11 protein-coding genes are annotated in these 13774 nt (G+C 70.5%); 4 read left to right on the forward strand and 7 right to left on the reverse strand.

What is annotated here, in order from left to right; all coding sequences use genetic code 11:
* Window positions 1-167 precede the first annotated feature (167 nt).
* From FGE12_RS17435 to FGE12_RS17450, 4 genes are all read left to right on the forward strand, one after another.
* Window positions 168-377 (forward strand): TIGR04563 family protein, encoded by a 210-nt coding sequence (locus tag FGE12_RS17435; protein ID WP_153867594.1) that lies wholly within the window; start codon window positions 168-170, stop codon window positions 375-377.
* A gap of 8 nt (window positions 378-385) precedes the next feature.
* A complete protein-coding gene (locus FGE12_RS17440; protein ID WP_153867595.1) occupies window positions 386-616 on the forward strand; it encodes a TIGR04563 family protein in 231 nt (76 codons plus the stop codon).
* A 176-nt stretch (window positions 617-792) separates the two neighbouring features.
* Window positions 793-2349, forward strand: a complete 1557-nt coding sequence (locus tag FGE12_RS17445) for a ChaN family lipoprotein (protein ID WP_153867596.1) — start codon at window positions 793-795, stop codon at window positions 2347-2349.
* A 112-nt stretch (window positions 2350-2461) separates the two neighbouring features.
* The gene (locus FGE12_RS17450; protein ID WP_153867597.1) at window positions 2462-4045 is read left to right on the forward strand and encodes an acyl-CoA carboxylase subunit beta; all 1584 of its coding nucleotides are present in this window, start codon (window positions 2462-2464) and stop codon (window positions 4043-4045) included.
* A gap of 371 nt (window positions 4046-4416) precedes the next feature.
* Here FGE12_RS17450 and FGE12_RS17455 read toward each other — a convergent pair whose 3' ends face one another.
* The 7 genes from FGE12_RS17455 to FGE12_RS17485 all read right to left on the reverse strand — a co-directional run bounded on the left by FGE12_RS17455 (window position 4417) and on the right by FGE12_RS17485 (window position 13745).
* The gene (locus FGE12_RS17455; protein ID WP_153867598.1) at window positions 4417-5193 is read right to left on the reverse strand and encodes an SDR family NAD(P)-dependent oxidoreductase; all 777 of its coding nucleotides are present in this window, start codon (window positions 5191-5193) and stop codon (window positions 4417-4419) included.
* Window positions 5194-5262: 69 nt separating this feature from the next.
* Window positions 5263-6090: a 3-keto-5-aminohexanoate cleavage protein gene (locus FGE12_RS17460; RefSeq protein ID WP_153867599.1), complete on the reverse strand. Its 828-nt coding sequence runs from the start codon at window positions 6088-6090 to the stop codon at window positions 5263-5265.
* Window positions 6090-6485, reverse strand: a complete 396-nt coding sequence (locus FGE12_RS17465) for a hotdog domain-containing protein (protein ID WP_153867600.1) — start codon at window positions 6483-6485, stop codon at window positions 6090-6092. The genes FGE12_RS17460 and FGE12_RS17465 overlap by 1 nt, the downstream gene beginning before the upstream one ends.
* Window positions 6482-7267 carry an OAM dimerization domain-containing protein gene (locus FGE12_RS17470; protein ID WP_153867601.1) on the reverse strand — a complete coding sequence of 262 codons (786 nt, stop codon included), beginning with the start codon at window positions 7265-7267 and terminating at the stop codon, window positions 6482-6484. Before FGE12_RS17470 ends, FGE12_RS17465 begins: the two co-directional genes overlap by 4 nt.
* A 10-nt stretch (window positions 7268-7277) precedes the next feature.
* Window positions 7278-8825 carry a lysine 5,6-aminomutase subunit alpha gene (locus FGE12_RS17475; protein ID WP_153867602.1) on the reverse strand — a complete coding sequence of 516 codons (1548 nt, stop codon included), beginning with the start codon at window positions 8823-8825 and terminating at the stop codon, window positions 7278-7280.
* Window positions 8826-8893: 68 nt separating this feature from the next.
* Window positions 8894-9925, reverse strand: coding sequence for an L-erythro-3,5-diaminohexanoate dehydrogenase (locus FGE12_RS17480; RefSeq protein ID WP_153867603.1), 1032 nt, complete (start codon window positions 9923-9925; stop codon window positions 8894-8896).
* Between the two features lie 124 nt (window positions 9926-10049).
* Window positions 10050-13745, reverse strand: coding sequence for an IPT/TIG domain-containing protein (locus FGE12_RS17485; RefSeq protein WP_194797977.1), 3696 nt, complete (start codon window positions 13743-13745; stop codon window positions 10050-10052).
* Between the last annotated feature and the right edge of the window lie 29 nt (window positions 13746-13774).

The following is a 13774-nucleotide window of genomic DNA, read 5'->3' on the forward strand; positions in this document are numbered from 1 at the left end:
ACGCCCCGGGCTGCTTCTGCGGCCCGGGGCGTTTCCTTTTGCGCGTCTCGCATGTGGGGTGGACGGCGGGCGGGTACCGAAACCGTTGACCCGTGGGTACGTCTGTCAGATAACCCAGGGTCAGTTGTCTTGGTTGTCCCCCTCGCAGCCGCTCCGGAGCTCTTGGTATGGCAGGTACCGACAAGCGCAAGCAGTCATTGTACTTCCCCGAGGAGATGCTGAAGGAGATCCAGGAAGAGGCGAATCGCCAGGATCGCTCGCTCTCGTGGGTAGTGCAGCAGGCGTGGAAGATCGCGCGCGAGCGCATCAAGTCCTTCCCCGCGGTGAATGACGTGACGGGCGACGAGCGCACCGATCCGCGCGAGGAAAGGACCTAGCGCTCACCATGTCCACCACGGACCACCGCAAGCAGTCGCTCTACTTCCCCGAGGACATGCTCGAGGAGATCCAGCGCGAGGCCGTCCGCCAGGACCGGTCCATCTCCTGGATCGTGCAGCAGTCGTGGAAGGTGGCCCGGGGAGACATCCGCCGCATGCCGTCGGTGAATGACGTGCTCGGCAACTTCCCTTCGGGCCCGGCAGTCGCCGTGCCCGCGAGCGAGCCGAAGTCGTCGTAGCGCCGGCGCAGCAGTTCCCGCCGTAACGCCGTACCCGCTGTCCCGGCTGCGTGCCCTTCTGGAGGCGCCGGCCGGGCAGCGTGCTTCTCGCTCCCGTGCATGCATGGAGCACGTGCGCGGCGCCGGCCGTTTTTTTGCCGGTGCTGTGGGTGCGTGCGAGCTTTCGCCGCCACCCCATGCGCGCGTCGCTCGACCTCCACCTCGCCCTCTTCCGCCGTCAGAAGGCCCAGATCGCCGCCGCCGTGGAGGGGCAGACCGCCGCCTTCCGCGCGTACGAGGCGCGCCACCGCCGCCGCACCGCGGACTTCCGCCGCCCCGTGCGCGCCTCCACCCTGCCTGCCCGGGTGCGCTCGGCGGACATCGTCTACGTGGGCGACTACCACACGCTGCCGCTCGCGCAGCAGACCTACCTGAGCCTGGTGGAGCGGGCGCGCGAGAGCGGCCGGCGCGTCGTGCTCGCGCTCGAGTGCGTGGAGGGGCGCCACCAGCCGGCGGTGGACCGCTTCCTGCGCGGCGAGCTGGACGAGGCGCAGCTCTACGCCCGTCTCGGCCACGCGCGCAGCGGCGGCTTCGACCTGTGGAGCGGCTCGCGCCCGCTGCTCTCCTACGCGCGCACCCACGGCCTGCAGGTGGTGGGCATCGATCGGCGCGCCCAGGGCGAGCGCTCGCTCAGCCTGCGAGACGCGTACGCGGCCGAGCGCATCGCGCGCGCCGCGAGCGCCGCGGATCGCCCGCTGGTGATGGTGCTGGTGGGCCAGTACCACGTGACCCCCTGCCACCTGCCCGCGCAGGTGGAGCACGCGCTGGGCGAGGAGGCCCCGCGCAAGGGGCTCGTCGTCTACCAGAACTGCGAGGGCATCTACTGGCAGCTCGCGCGCCAGGGACGCGTGGGCTCGGTGGAGGCGGTGGAGCTGGAGGATGGCTCGCTCTGCCTGCTCAACGCCTCCCCCGTGGTGTGCCAGCAGAGCTTCCTGGACTACCTGGAGGCGGAGTCCGGGGATGCCCCGTTGCGGGACCGCAGCGCGAGCGAGCGCTTCAAGGAGATGGCGCTGCTCATCGCGCGCTTCGCCTCGGTGTCCGTGACGGAGGCCGTGGAGGAGGTGGAGGTGGTGACGGCGGCGGACGTGACGGCGCTCGAGCGCATCCAGCGCCGCGGCCGCTTCAGCGCGAGCGAGCTGGAGAAGCTGCGCCGCCACATCCTCAGCCGCGAGAGCAGCTACATCCCGCGCGCGCGCACCGCCTACCTCGCCTCGCTCTCGCTCAACCACGCGGCCGAGGAGGCCGCCCACTTCGTGCGCCACTGCGGCGTGGGCGATGCGATGGACCGCCCGCGCAGCGCCTCGGACGCCTTCTATGCGCGCTGCCTCGAGGAGGCGCTGGGCTTCTTCGGCTCGAAGCTGGTGAACCCGCGCCGCGGCTGCGCGAGCACCGCGGACTGGGCCCGCCAGTTCGCCGCGGGCCGCGGCGTGGAGCGGCAGGTGGCCGCCTTCGTGCTCGCGCACAAGGCGGCGGAGGCGGAAGGACCGGACGAGGCCGTGAAGCTGCTGCCGCTGCGCCGCGACCGGCTCTTCCACGGCGTTTCGCATGCCCTCGGCTACCAGCTCGGGGACGCGCTCTACCGCGCCTTCGACGCGGGCCGCGTGGACCGCGCCGCCCTGCGCGCCCTCTTCCGCGACCCCTTCGAGGACCCGCGCGCCGCCTACTTCGCGTGGGTGCGGCGCCTGTCGGCCTGAGCGGCGCCGCTTCGCTGACTCTTGTGTCAATCCGGGCTGCCCCGCCGCGCGCGGGGCGCGCTAGGCTCTGCCCTGCCCGGCTTCGGGCAGCGCCGACACGGAGGGAGCCGCCATGAAGATGAAGGAGCGCGTGGAGCAGCTCGCGCAGCAGCGCGCCCGCAGCGAGGCCATGGGCGGGCCCGAGCGCGTGGAGCGCCAGCGCGCCCGCGGCAAGCTCGATGCGCGCGCGCGGCTCCAGCTGCTCTTCGACCCGGGCACCTTCGAGGAGCTCGGCCTGCTCGCGGCGCACGAGGGAAACCTCCCCGAGGAGGAGGACGCGGGAAAGCCCTCCTCCGCCGACGGCGTCATCACGGGCGTCGGCGAGATCGACGGGCGGCCCGTGGCGGCCGCGGTCTACGACTTCACGGTGTTCGGCGGCTCCATCGGCGAGGTGGGCGAGCGCAAGGTGGCGCGGCTGCGCGACGTGGCCCTCAAGAGCCGCCTGCCCATGGTGTGGCTGGTGGACTCGGGTGGCGCGCGGCTGGAGGCGTCCTCGGGCATCGACCCACGGCGGCTCGCGGCCTTCGCGGACACCGGCTACCTCTTCCAGGAGCAGGTGGTGATGAGCGGCGTGGTGCCCCAGGTGGCCGCCATGGTGGGCCCGGGCGCGGCGGGCACCGCGTACATCCCCGCGCTCGCGGACTTCGTGCCCATGGTGAAGGGGACCAGCTCGCTTGCGATCGGCGGCCCCTACCTCGTGGAGAGCGTGGTGGGCGAGAAGGTGACCGAGGAGGAGCTGGGCGGCTCCAAGGTGCACACCGAGGTGAGCGGCGTCGCGGACGCCGAGTACCCGGACGATGCGACCTGCATCGCGGCGGTGCGCGAGTACCTGGGCTTCTTTCCCTCGCACTGCGAGGAGAAGCCGCCGCGCCGCGCCTCGAGCGACCCCTTCGATCGCCGCGACGAGGCCCTGCTCTCCGTGGTGCCGGAGAGCCCGCGCCAGGCGTACGACATGCACAAGGTCATCCTCTCGCTCGTGGACGACCGGAAGTTCTTCCCCATCAAGCCGCGCTTCGCCCGGAACCTCATCACCGGCCTCGCGCGCATCGATGGCTACCCGCTGGGCATCGTGGCCAACAACCCCATGCACCTGGGCGGCATCCTGGACGTGAACAGCGCCGACAAGGCCGCGCGCTTCATCAACCTGTGCGACGCCTTCAACATCCCCCTGCTCTTCCTGCAGGACGTGCCGGGCTTCATGGTGGGCACCAAGGTGGAGCAGCAGGGCATCATCCGCCACGGCGCGAAGATGATGTACGCGGTGGCGAACGCCACGGTGCCCAAGTTCACCGTGGTGGTGCGCAAGGGCTACGGCGCCGGCTACTACGTGATGAACGGCCGCGCCTTCCAGCCGGACCTGCTCGTGGCCTGGCCGGGCTCGGAGATCGGCGTGATGGGCCCCGAGGGCATGGTGTCCATCGCCGCGCGCAAGCTGCTGCAGGGCGCGGAGAGCCCCGAGGCCGCGAAGGCGATGAAGGAGGAGCTCGCCGCGGGCCTGCGCCAGCACATCCGCATCGAGCGCACCGCCGCCATGGCCATGGTGGACGACGTGGTGGACCCGCGCGACACGCGAAGGCTGCTCGCCCGCGCGCTCAAGCGCACCGTGAACAAGCGCGTGGAGCGGCCGTTCCGCAAGCGCGAGGTGGCCCCGGTTTGAGAGCGCTGCTCACAGCGATCGCGGTGCTCGCGCTCGCGACGGGGTGCCGCGGAGAGACGTGCGGAGTGAAGCCGCCCGCGCCCGCGGCGCAGGTCAGCCTCGAGGGACTGCACAAGGCGTGTGCCGTGGACCAGGAGTGCGCCGAGGGTCAGCGGTGCATGGCCTACGAGGCGGCTGGCGGGCCACGCCAGACCTGTGAGGTGCCCTGTCAGCAGGAGTGTCCGGCGCCGCTCTCGTGCGTCGCAGAGGCTCCCCTGCCCCGCACCTGCCAGTCCGGACAGGCGACGAAGGTCGAGCCCACTGTCCCCTCTCCCCCTGGGAGAGGGGACCTTCACGCGGGTTCCCTCGCGTGCAAACAGTAGGAAGACGGCTCAGGCCTCGCGGAGCACGCGGCCTTCCATGCCGCCCGCGACCGTGACTGCTTCGCCCGTGACGTGGCCCGACACCACGTCGGAGGCGAGCATCACCGCCACGCGCGCGACGTCATCCGGCAGCCCCATCTTCTGCAGCGCCCAGGTGCGCGTCACCTTGCGCACGAAGGCCGGGTCCTTGACCTTGTCCTTGTGGCGCTCCACCGCGGTCCACCCGGGGCAGATGACGTTCGCGCGGCCCGTGGGCGCGATGCGGCCGATCTCGTTCTTCAGGCTCTTGAGGAACCCGCTCGCGAGCGCACCCTTCGCCGCCGCGTAGTCCGAGTGCCCCGCCTCACCGAAGAGGCCCGCGGTGGACGCGATGATCACGATGTTCCCCGTGCCCGTGCTCTTCACGTGCCGCAGGAAGGCGCGGCAGCAGAGGAACACGCTGTCGAGGTTCTGCGCCATCGTGCGCCGCCAGCGCTCGAGCGACATCTCCCAGACGGCCTCGTCCGGCACCGGCCACACGCCTGCGTTGCAGATGAGCACGTCCAGCCGCCCCAGGGCCTTCACCGCCGCCGGGACGAGGGCGTCGACGTCCGCCTCCTGCGTCAGGTCCCCGCCCAGCGCCGCGCCGCCCAGTTCCTGCGCCAGCGCTCGCGCGCCCTCCGCGCTCGAGTGGTAGTGCACGCCCACCTTCGCGCCCTCTCCCGCGAAGGCGCGCGAGAGCGCCGTGCCGATGCCGCCCGCGCCGCCGGTGACGAGGACGCCCTTGCCTGCGAGACCCATATCCATGAACCCGACTCCCTCACCCCAGCCCTCTCCCAGAGGGAGAGGGTGCCGTTGACCCGTGTTCCTGCGTGACTACCCCAGGCGCAGCAGCTCGCGCGCCTGCTGCGGCGTCGCGAGCGTGCGGCCCTTGGCCTGGCCGCGCTTCGCGGCCTCCGCGACGAGCTCGTAGCTGCCCTTCGCGAGCACGCCCTTGGACAGGTAGATGTTGTCCTCGAGCCCCACGCGCACGTGGCCGCCCTTTTCCGCGCCCAGCTCGGCCATCGGGAGCTGGAAGCGCCCCACGCCGGCCACCGTCCAGCTGCAGCCCTCGGGGATGGAGGCGATCATGAAGTCCAGCGCCTCGGGGCGCGCCGCGAGCGCACCTGGCACGCCGAGCACGAAGTCGAAGTGGGCCGGCAGCTCCACGTAGCCCTCCTTCGCGAGGTAGCGCGCCTCGTCGATCATCCCGGCGTCGAAGCACTCGATCTCCGGCTTGAGCCCCAGCTTGCGGATGCGCGTGGCGATGTCGCGCACCAGCGGCCGGGGGTTCCAGAACACGTCCTCGCCGAAGTTGACGGTGCCGGTGGACAGCGTGGCCATGTCCGGGCGGTCGCTGCCGGTGAGCGTGAGCGGACCGCAGCGCTCGTCCACGCTCATCCCCACCGCGCCGCCCGTGGAGGTCTGCACGAGGATGTCCGAGCGCTTGCGGATCTCCCGGATGGCGGCGCGGAACAGCTCCGCGTCTTGGCTGGGCTTGCCGTCCGCGGTGCGCACGTGGATGTGCACCATGGCGGCGCCGGCCTCGCGGCACTTCGCCGCCTCGATGCCGATCTCCTCCGCCGTGATGGGCAGGTAGGGCGTCTGCTCGCGCGTCGTCTCCGCGCCCACCAGGGCCGCGGTGATCACCATGGGCTTGCTCATCACTTCGTCCCTCCGCGCTGCTTGTCCTTGGGCACCACGCAGGTGCCGGTGGCGCGGCACACCACCACCGGCTCGGGCAGCAGGTCCGCAGCGGAGGCGTTCACGTCCGGCCGCGGGACGATGACTTTACGTGCCTCGAACTTCATCTTGCGGCTGGTGGTGCCCACGTGGGTGATCTCCCCTACCGCCTCGATGAAGTCACCGCCGTACACCGGCGCGAGGAACTCCACCGAGTCGTAGGCACGAAAGAGCCCCTCGTCCCCGTCCTGCAGGATGCACAGCTCGGTCGCCACGTCGCCGAAGAGGCCGAGCATGCGCGCGCCGTCCACGAGGTTGCCCCCGTAGTGCGCGTCGTGGCTGCTCATGCGCAGGCGGATGATGGACTTGTGGCTCATGAGGGCTCCCCCTGGTAGTGCGCGTCCGCGCTCTCCTTGCCCATCTTCTTGAGCACGGCGTGCGTGACGTAGTTGGCCACGTCGCTGGGCTTGGTGCCGGGGCCGAAGCCCGCGTCGAAGCCCAGCTCCAGCGCGAGCTTGTGGTCCACGCGCGGGCCGCCCAGCAGCAGGATGGTCTTGCCGTGGATGCCCGCCGCCTTCGCAGCCTCGATGAACTGGCGGCTGTTGTCCTTGTGCACGTCGCGCTGGGTGACGACCTGGCTCACGAGGATGGCGTCCGCGTTGCGAGCCATCGCCTTCTGGATGAGCACCTCGTTGGGCACCTGGCTGCCGAGGTTGAACGCCTCGAAGCCCGGGTAGCGCTCGAGGCCGTAGTCGCCCGCGTAGCCCTTCATGTTGAGGATGGCGTCGATGCCCACGGTGTGGGTGTCCGTGCCCGTGCAGGCGCCGAATACGACGATGCGACGGCCGACCTTGTCGTGGATGAACTTGTTCAGGTCGTCGTAGCTCATCTTCTTCTGCACCACCTCCGGCACGTCGATCTCGGCGTAGTCGAGCGAGACGCCGGAGCGGGCGTAGACGATGAAGAAGGTGTAGCTGTCGGCGGCGCTCTCGGCGGCCGCCACCTTCACGTCCGTGAAGCCCATCTTGCGGGTGAAGACGGCGGCGGCCTCCTTCGCCTTCTCGGAGAGGGGCACGGGCAGCGTGAAGGAGAGCTGCACCACGCCGTCGTCGCGGCGGTCGCCGTAGGGGCGGATGATCTGCTTGGTCGCTTTGGCCATGGTGCGCGCTCTAGGACTCGAGGAGGTCGAGGAAGGGGTTGAAGTAGTCCGGCGCCTTCTCCACGACGCCCTCGAGGCCCTTGCCGCCGGTCTCCTCGCGCTTCACGTCGCCGAAGCGGCCCTTGCCGATGGCGGCCACCATGCCCTCGTTGCGGCACTCCTCGAGCAGCTTCATCGCCTCGCCGAAGACGAAGCGCGCGCGGTTGGCGATCTTGCCGTCCTCGCGCACCGTGAACTCCTCGTCGATGCCGCGCGCCGCGGTGTGGATGTACTTGGCCGCCTTGAGCGCCACGTAGCGGTCCGCGAGCAGCGGGGTGTGCATGGCCTCGGTCATCATCCCCAGCAGCTGGATGCCCTGCCGCGTCCAGATGGCCACCAGGTCCGCCATCACGTCGTACGCGTGGCTGAAGAAGATGTCCGTCTCCTTGTGCTTGGTGGGCGGCATGTACTTGAGCGGCGCGTCCGGGAAGCAGCGGCGCACGAGCATGGCCTGCGAGAGCTCGAGCAGCAGCGTCTCCTCGCGGTACGGGTCGATCTCGTAGGAGTGCCCGATGCCCAGCTGCCAGTCCTTGAGCCCCGCGCGCTTGGCGAAGGTCTCGTTGATGAACTGGCTCGCGATGACGGTGTGGGCCGCGTCGTAGGCGTCCGCGGTGGTGATGTAGTTGTCCTCGCCGGTGTTGATGATGATGCCGGCGAGCGCGCAGATGCGGCGGCTGAAGTACTGGTCGATGAAGGTGCGGCGCATGTTGATGTCGCGGAACAGGATTCCGTACATCGCGTCGTTGAGCAGCATGTCCAGCCGCTCGTAGGCCGCGGCGAAGGCGATCTCCGCCATGCACAGGCCCGAGGAGTAGTTGGTCAGCTGGATGTAGCGGCCCAGCTTGCGGCTCTCCTCGTCCAGGGCCTCGCGCATGATGCGGAAGTTCTCCTGGGTGGCGTAGGTGCCGCCGTATCCCTCGGTGGTGGCGCCGTGGGGCACGTAGTCCAGGAGGCTCTGCGCGGTGGAGCGGATGACGGCGATCACGTCCGCGCCGGCCTGCGCCGCGGCGCGCGCCTGGTCCACGTCGTCGTAGATGTTGCCGGTGGCCACGATGACGTACTTGTGGGGCGCCGGCGGCATGGGGAACTGCTTGCGCAGGGCGTCGCGCTGGGCGATGCGGCCCTTGAGGTCCTCCATCGCGGCGCGCGCCTCCGAGCGCACCTCGTCGCGCAGGTTCGCCTCCACCTCGGGCGAGAGGGGTCCCAGCTTGTCGTTGGGCAGCGCGGTGAGGCGCTCGACGGCCTCGAGCGGGCTCTTGGCTCCCATGTGCAGCGCGCGGCCGTACCAGTAGGCGGCGCCGCGGTTGAGCACCTTCGCCTCGTGGAGGCGATCGACCATCAGGTTGGCGAGCGGGACGCCGCGCGTCCCTGCCCCCGAGAGGCCGAAGAAGCGCAGGACCGTGCGCTCGATGGAGACAGTGGTGTTCCGGCGGATGAGATCGAAGACCGGGTCGGTGATCTCCTCCGCGAGCTTGCGCGCATGGGCAATCTGCGCGTCCTCGATGAAGGGGCCAGGCATGGCCCCCTCTACCCTACTTGTGCGCCTTGGGGAACCCCCAGCCCGCACGGAGCGGTTGCCGCGCTGCGCTAGACGTAGCGCTGCTCGAAGAGCTGCCGCAGCGCGGGCTCGCGGCGCAGCAGCTCCAGGGTGAGGTCCGCGTGCCCCGGCACGTAGCCGTTGCCCACCAGCATGGTCACGTCCTTGCCCACCCCCTCGGCGCCCAGAGCCGCCGCCGTGAAGCTGGTGGCCATGGAGAAGAAGATGGCGGTGCCGCCGTCCTTCACGCTCAGCAGCGTGGCCATCTCGGTGTTGGCCACCGAGGCGCAGTTGATCACCAGATCACAGAGCGCGCCGCCAGTAGCCGCAGACACCGCCTGCATCACGTCCACGCCCTGGGTGGCGTCCACCTTGAGCGCCTGGTCGCACAGGCCGATGCCCTGCAGCGCAGCGAGCGCGTTCTGCGAGATATCCAGGGCGAGCAGCTTTCCCTTGCCTCCCAGCTGCGTGCGCGCCTGGGCGAGGCAGAGCGCCCCGCTCTTGCCCGCCCCGAGCACGGCCACGGTCATTCCCGGGCGCACGTGGCGCGCCACCAGCGCGGGCGCCCCGCACACGTCCAGGGCCGCGAGCGCCAGCGTGTCCGCCATGTCCGTGGGCAGCTTCGCGTAGAGGCCGCTCGCGAAGAGCAGCGCGTGGCCGCGGATGTCCAGGCGGTCGATGCCCGCGTGCACCGCCTTCACCTCCTCGATGACCAGGGGCGTGAGGGTGAGGCTGACCAGCGTGGCGATGCGGTCGCCGACCTTCAGGGTCTCGCGCGCGGGGTGCGCAGGGCCGATCTCCTTCACCCGCCCGATGAGCATGCCGCCCGAGCCGGTGACCGGATTCTGCATCTTGCCGCGCTCGCGGACGATCTCCTGGATGCGTCCGGCGATGCGTGCGGGGTCGCCGCCCACGTCGTCCTTGATCTGCTTGAAGGAGGCCGCGTCGATGTTGAGGCTCTCCACGTCGATGAGCAGCTCGGAGTCGCGGCACGGCAGCGAGGGGTCCAGCTTGCGCGCCCGCTGCGGCAGCACGCCCTTCTCCCCCACCACGCGAGACAGGCCGTATCGGTCGTTGGTCATGGCCCCGCCTTCTACGTCCTTCCGGGCGCCGAGTGCTCGCAGAAACGCTGCCCCCGACGCAGCGCGGGGGCGCCAGGCCCGTGGCCCAGCTCCCCCGCTCACTGCGTCAATCGTCCTGCCGGGTCTACTGCACCGTCATCACGCCCAGCTGCGTGGTCTCGAGCGGGAGGCTCCCGTTGGACCCCGCGCCGTTGAGGTCGCAGTAGGTCCAGTTGAGCCCGCTGTCGAAGCTGAAGCGGTACGTGTAGCTGTACGCACCGATCGTCGCCGGAGCAGTGAAGCTCCCCTGGTACTCGTCGTTGTTGCCGACCTGGACGTTGTAGCTCGCGTCGTAGAAGCGCCAGGTGGTGACGAGGGTGGGGTTCGACGCCGAAGGCCCGTAGCCCAGCTGCGCCATGGTCCCGGCCGGTGCGCCCGGCGCCTCGGTCAGGCCCGCCTCGAACAGCTGGCCGTACACCACCGGCGTCGCCGCGCCGGGCGCCAAGGTGAAGGACCCCGGGAACTGCAGGTTGCAGTAGTCCGCCTGCAGCGGGTTCGCGCTGCCGTTGAGCGAGCCGGTGTACGTGAACGCGTTGCTCGCGCTGGCCGCTCCGCCGCCGCCCCGCAGCGTGTTGCTCACGCTGACGTCCACGCGGCCCACCGTCGCGTTCGCAGGCGCGGTGCAGGTGAGCTGCGTGGTCCCCGTGGCGGTGCACGTTGCACTGACCGTCCCGAACTTCACCGTCGCACCGGACGCAAGCCCGGTTCCCGTGATGACGACGTTCGTGGTGGTCGCGGCGCCGCTCGCGACCGTGTTGTTCGGCGTGACGGAGGTGATGTTGGTCGCGGCGGGCAGGATGTTGGCCTGGCCCGGGCTCGGGGTGGTGCAGACGTGGAAGTCGTTGCGGTTGTTGTCCGTGTCCGAGCTCAGCGCGTCGCGGCACAGCGCATAGCCTACGTTGTCGGTCGGCGTGATGGCGGTCTGGCCCTCGTACATGAGCAGGGCCAGGTTGTTGATCTTGAAGGTGGTCGCGCTGACGTCGAGGGCAGCCCCCGCCGGATCGTGGCCGACAGCATCCCAGACGGTGCCACTGGGCGCCGCGAGGATGATGGAGTCACCACCGCTGTTCTCCAGGTCCATGTCGCGCACCGTGACGTCACCGGCGCCGAGCCCCGGAACCAGGGAAGCGGTGAAGGAGCCCGAGGTGGTGCCGTTGACGCCGTCCGCGATGACGAGGACGCCGTCCGCCGGGATGCGCCAGCCGGCAGGCAGGGTGAGCTCGCCGGCGGGATCCGTCCCGTTGAGGTCCCCGGTGGCGCCCGCATTGCGCGCGCCCGCGCTGGTGCCCTTCCCTTCGACGTCCTCGACCTTCAGGCCGCCCACGGGTGCGCCGGCCGGGCCGACGAGCTCGAGGAAGGCCTTCCCGTCATCCGTGCTGGCGGGGTCGATGAATGCCTCGTTGATGACGGCCACGCTGCAGCTGCCGTTGGCCGCCCCCGCCGTGTTCGACACCCTCACATGCGAGCCGGGGGCGCCCGAGTAGAAGCTGGTGCACCAGTTGTCACCGGAGTCGTTGCCGGCGGCCGTGCGCGAGGCGGGGTCCAGCTGCGTCGAGACGCCGGCGAAGCCCGGGAAGGCCTGCGCCGCCATCTTCGCTTCCGGGTCCGTGATGAAGTTGCGGAAGTCCACGAGGTCCTCGAGGGCCGCACCGTTGGGCGAGTGCAGCGAGAGCACGTCCCCGCCGTCCGCGAGCGCGAAGGAGGTGCCGATGGCGCCGTACACGAAGCCCGCCCCGGCCGGGACGATGCCGCTCACGGGATTGGCGACGCCGTACAGGTAGCCCCCCGCGGGCAGCATCACGGGCGTTCCCGCGGTGCCGTTCACGTCGTTCAGCGCGCGCACGTTGGCCAGCGCGTTCGCCCCGTTCTGGAAGACGAAGTCGTGGATGTCCACAGGCGCCGCGGTCGTGTTGTGCAGCTCGATGAACTCGCTGCCCAGGGCGCTGAACTCGGTGATCACCACCTCGCCGACCTGGTCGCCGGGGCCGACAGCCACGCAGCCGCTGGCGCGGCACACCTGCTGCGGACCACACGCGAAGTCGTTGGGCGTGTGGGTCACGTCGCCGGAGGACGGATCGCACGCGTCGGTGGTGCACGCGACGCTGTCGTCCACGTTCACGGCCTCGTGGTGCACGCCGGTGACGGGGTCGCAGGAGTCGGCCGTGCAGGCATTCCCATCATCCACCGCCACGGCCTGGTGGCTCACGCCGGTGACGGGGTCACAGGCATCCACGGTGCAGACGTCGTGGTCGTCCACGTCGATGGGCGTGTGGCTCGTGCCCAGCACCGGATCGCACGCGTCCGCGGTGCAGGCATTGTGGTCGTCCACGTCCGTGGGGTCGTGGTGCACGCCGGTGGAGGGGTCGCAGCTGTCCGTGGTGCAGGCGTTCGAGTCATCGACGGCGACCTCGGCGTGGTGCACGCCGGTGTCCGGGTCGCAGCTGTCCGCGGTGCAGGCGTTCTTGTCGTCCGGATCGACGGGCAGATGGAAGGGCCCCTCCTCCGGAAGACAGCCGTCCATGGTGCAGGCATTGCCATCGTCGGTCGCGATCGCGTCGTGCTTCACGCCGAACACCGGGTCGCACGAGTCGGTGGTGCAGGCATTGCCGTCGTCCGGGTTGGACGGCTCGTGGTGCACTCCGAGCGCCGGGTCGCAGCTGTCCACGGTGCAGACGTTGCCGTCATCCACCGCGACGGCCGTGTGCTTCACGCCCGTCGCCGGGTCGCAGGAGTCCGACGTACAGACGTTGGAGTCATCCGGGTCGATCGCCACGTGGGCCACGCCCATCGCAGGGTCGCAGGAGTCCGTGGTGCAGGCGTTGCCGTCGTCCACGCTGACAGCGGCGTGCTTCACACCGGTCGCGGGGTCGCAAGAGTCCGCCGTGCAGGCATTGGCGTCATCCACGGCCACCGCCTCGTGCTTCACGCCGGCGATCGGATCGCAGGTGTCGGCCGTGCAGGCGTTGCCGTCATCGACGCTGACAGCTGCGTGCGTCACGCCCGTCGCCGGGTTGCAGCTGTCCGCGGTGCAGACGTTCCCGTCGTCCACGGCGACCGCGGTGTGGTGGACTCCCGTCGCGGGGTCACAGCTGTCCGCGGTGCAGGCGTTCTGGTCGTCCACGCTGACGGCGACGTGGCTCACGCCCATGGAAGGGTCGCAGGCGTCGGCGGTGCAGGCATTGCCATCGTCCACGGCGACCGCCGTGTGGCTCACGCCGGTCGCAGGGTCGCAGGCGTCCGCCGTACAGGCATTGCCGTCATCGACGCTGACCGCGGTGTGGCTCACGCCCGTCGCGGGATCGCACGCATCGGCGGTGCAGGGGTTGCCGTCATCGACGGGGACCGACGCGTGGCTCACCCCGGTGTTGGGGTCGCACGCGTCCGCAGTGCAGGCGTTCCCGTCGTCCATGGCCAGGGTCGTGTGGCTCACGCCGGTCGCCGGGTCGCACGCGTCCGCGGTGCAGGCATTGCCGTCATCCACGCTGACGGCCACGTGCTTCACGCCGACCGCCGGGTCGCAGCTGTCCGCGGTGCAGACGTTGCCGTCATCCACGCTGATGGCCGCGTGCTTCACGCCCGTCGCCGGGTCGCAGGAGTCCGCGGTGCAGGCATTGCCGTCATCCGTCTGCGCGGCGTGCGCCTCGCAGACCTGGTTCACGCAGGCGTCCACCGTGCACGCGTTGCCGTCCTCGCAGTCCGCATCCACCTGGCACTCGCGCTTGTCGCACGCAGAGAGCGCCAGCAGCGCGCCCAGCAGGAGCGCCGTGTTCCATCGAGCCATCACCATGAGCTTGGAGCCGCGCGGTCGCA

The sequence above is a fragment of the Aggregicoccus sp. 17bor-14 genome (assembly GCF_009659535.1).
GTDB lineage: Bacteria > Myxococcota > Myxococcia > Myxococcales > Myxococcaceae > Aggregicoccus.

What these genes read in the sequence shown, in the direction of transcription:
- FGE12_RS17435 (WP_153867594.1), top strand. Translation starts at nt 168, where the DNA reads ATGGCAGGTACCGACAAGCGCAAGCAGTCATTGTACTTCCCCGAGGAG.
- FGE12_RS17440 (WP_153867595.1), top strand. Translation starts at nt 386, where the DNA reads ATGTCCACCACGGACCACCGCAAGCAGTCGCTCTACTTCCCCGAGGAC.
- FGE12_RS17445 (WP_153867596.1), top strand. Translation starts at nt 793, where the DNA reads ATGCGCGCGTCGCTCGACCTCCACCTCGCCCTCTTCCGCCGTCAGAAG.
- FGE12_RS17450 (WP_153867597.1), top strand. Translation starts at nt 2,462, where the DNA reads ATGAAGATGAAGGAGCGCGTGGAGCAGCTCGCGCAGCAGCGCGCCCGC.
- FGE12_RS17455 (WP_153867598.1), bottom strand. Translation starts at nt 5,193, where the DNA reads ATGGATATGGGTCTCGCAGGCAAGGGCGTCCTCGTCACCGGCGGCGCG.
- FGE12_RS17460 (WP_153867599.1), bottom strand. Translation starts at nt 6,090, where the DNA reads ATGAGCAAGCCCATGGTGATCACCGCGGCCCTGGTGGGCGCGGAGACG.
- FGE12_RS17465 (WP_153867600.1), bottom strand. Translation starts at nt 6,485, where the DNA reads ATGAGCCACAAGTCCATCATCCGCCTGCGCATGAGCAGCCACGACGCG.
- FGE12_RS17470 (WP_153867601.1), bottom strand. Translation starts at nt 7,267, where the DNA reads ATGGCCAAAGCGACCAAGCAGATCATCCGCCCCTACGGCGACCGCCGC.
- FGE12_RS17475 (WP_153867602.1), bottom strand. Translation starts at nt 8,825, where the DNA reads ATGCCTGGCCCCTTCATCGAGGACGCGCAGATTGCCCATGCGCGCAAG.
- FGE12_RS17480 (WP_153867603.1), bottom strand. Translation starts at nt 9,925, where the DNA reads ATGACCAACGACCGATACGGCCTGTCTCGCGTGGTGGGGGAGAAGGGC.
- FGE12_RS17485 (WP_194797977.1), bottom strand. Translation starts at nt 13,745, where the DNA reads ATGGCTCGATGGAACACGGCGCTCCTGCTGGGCGCGCTGCTGGCGCTC.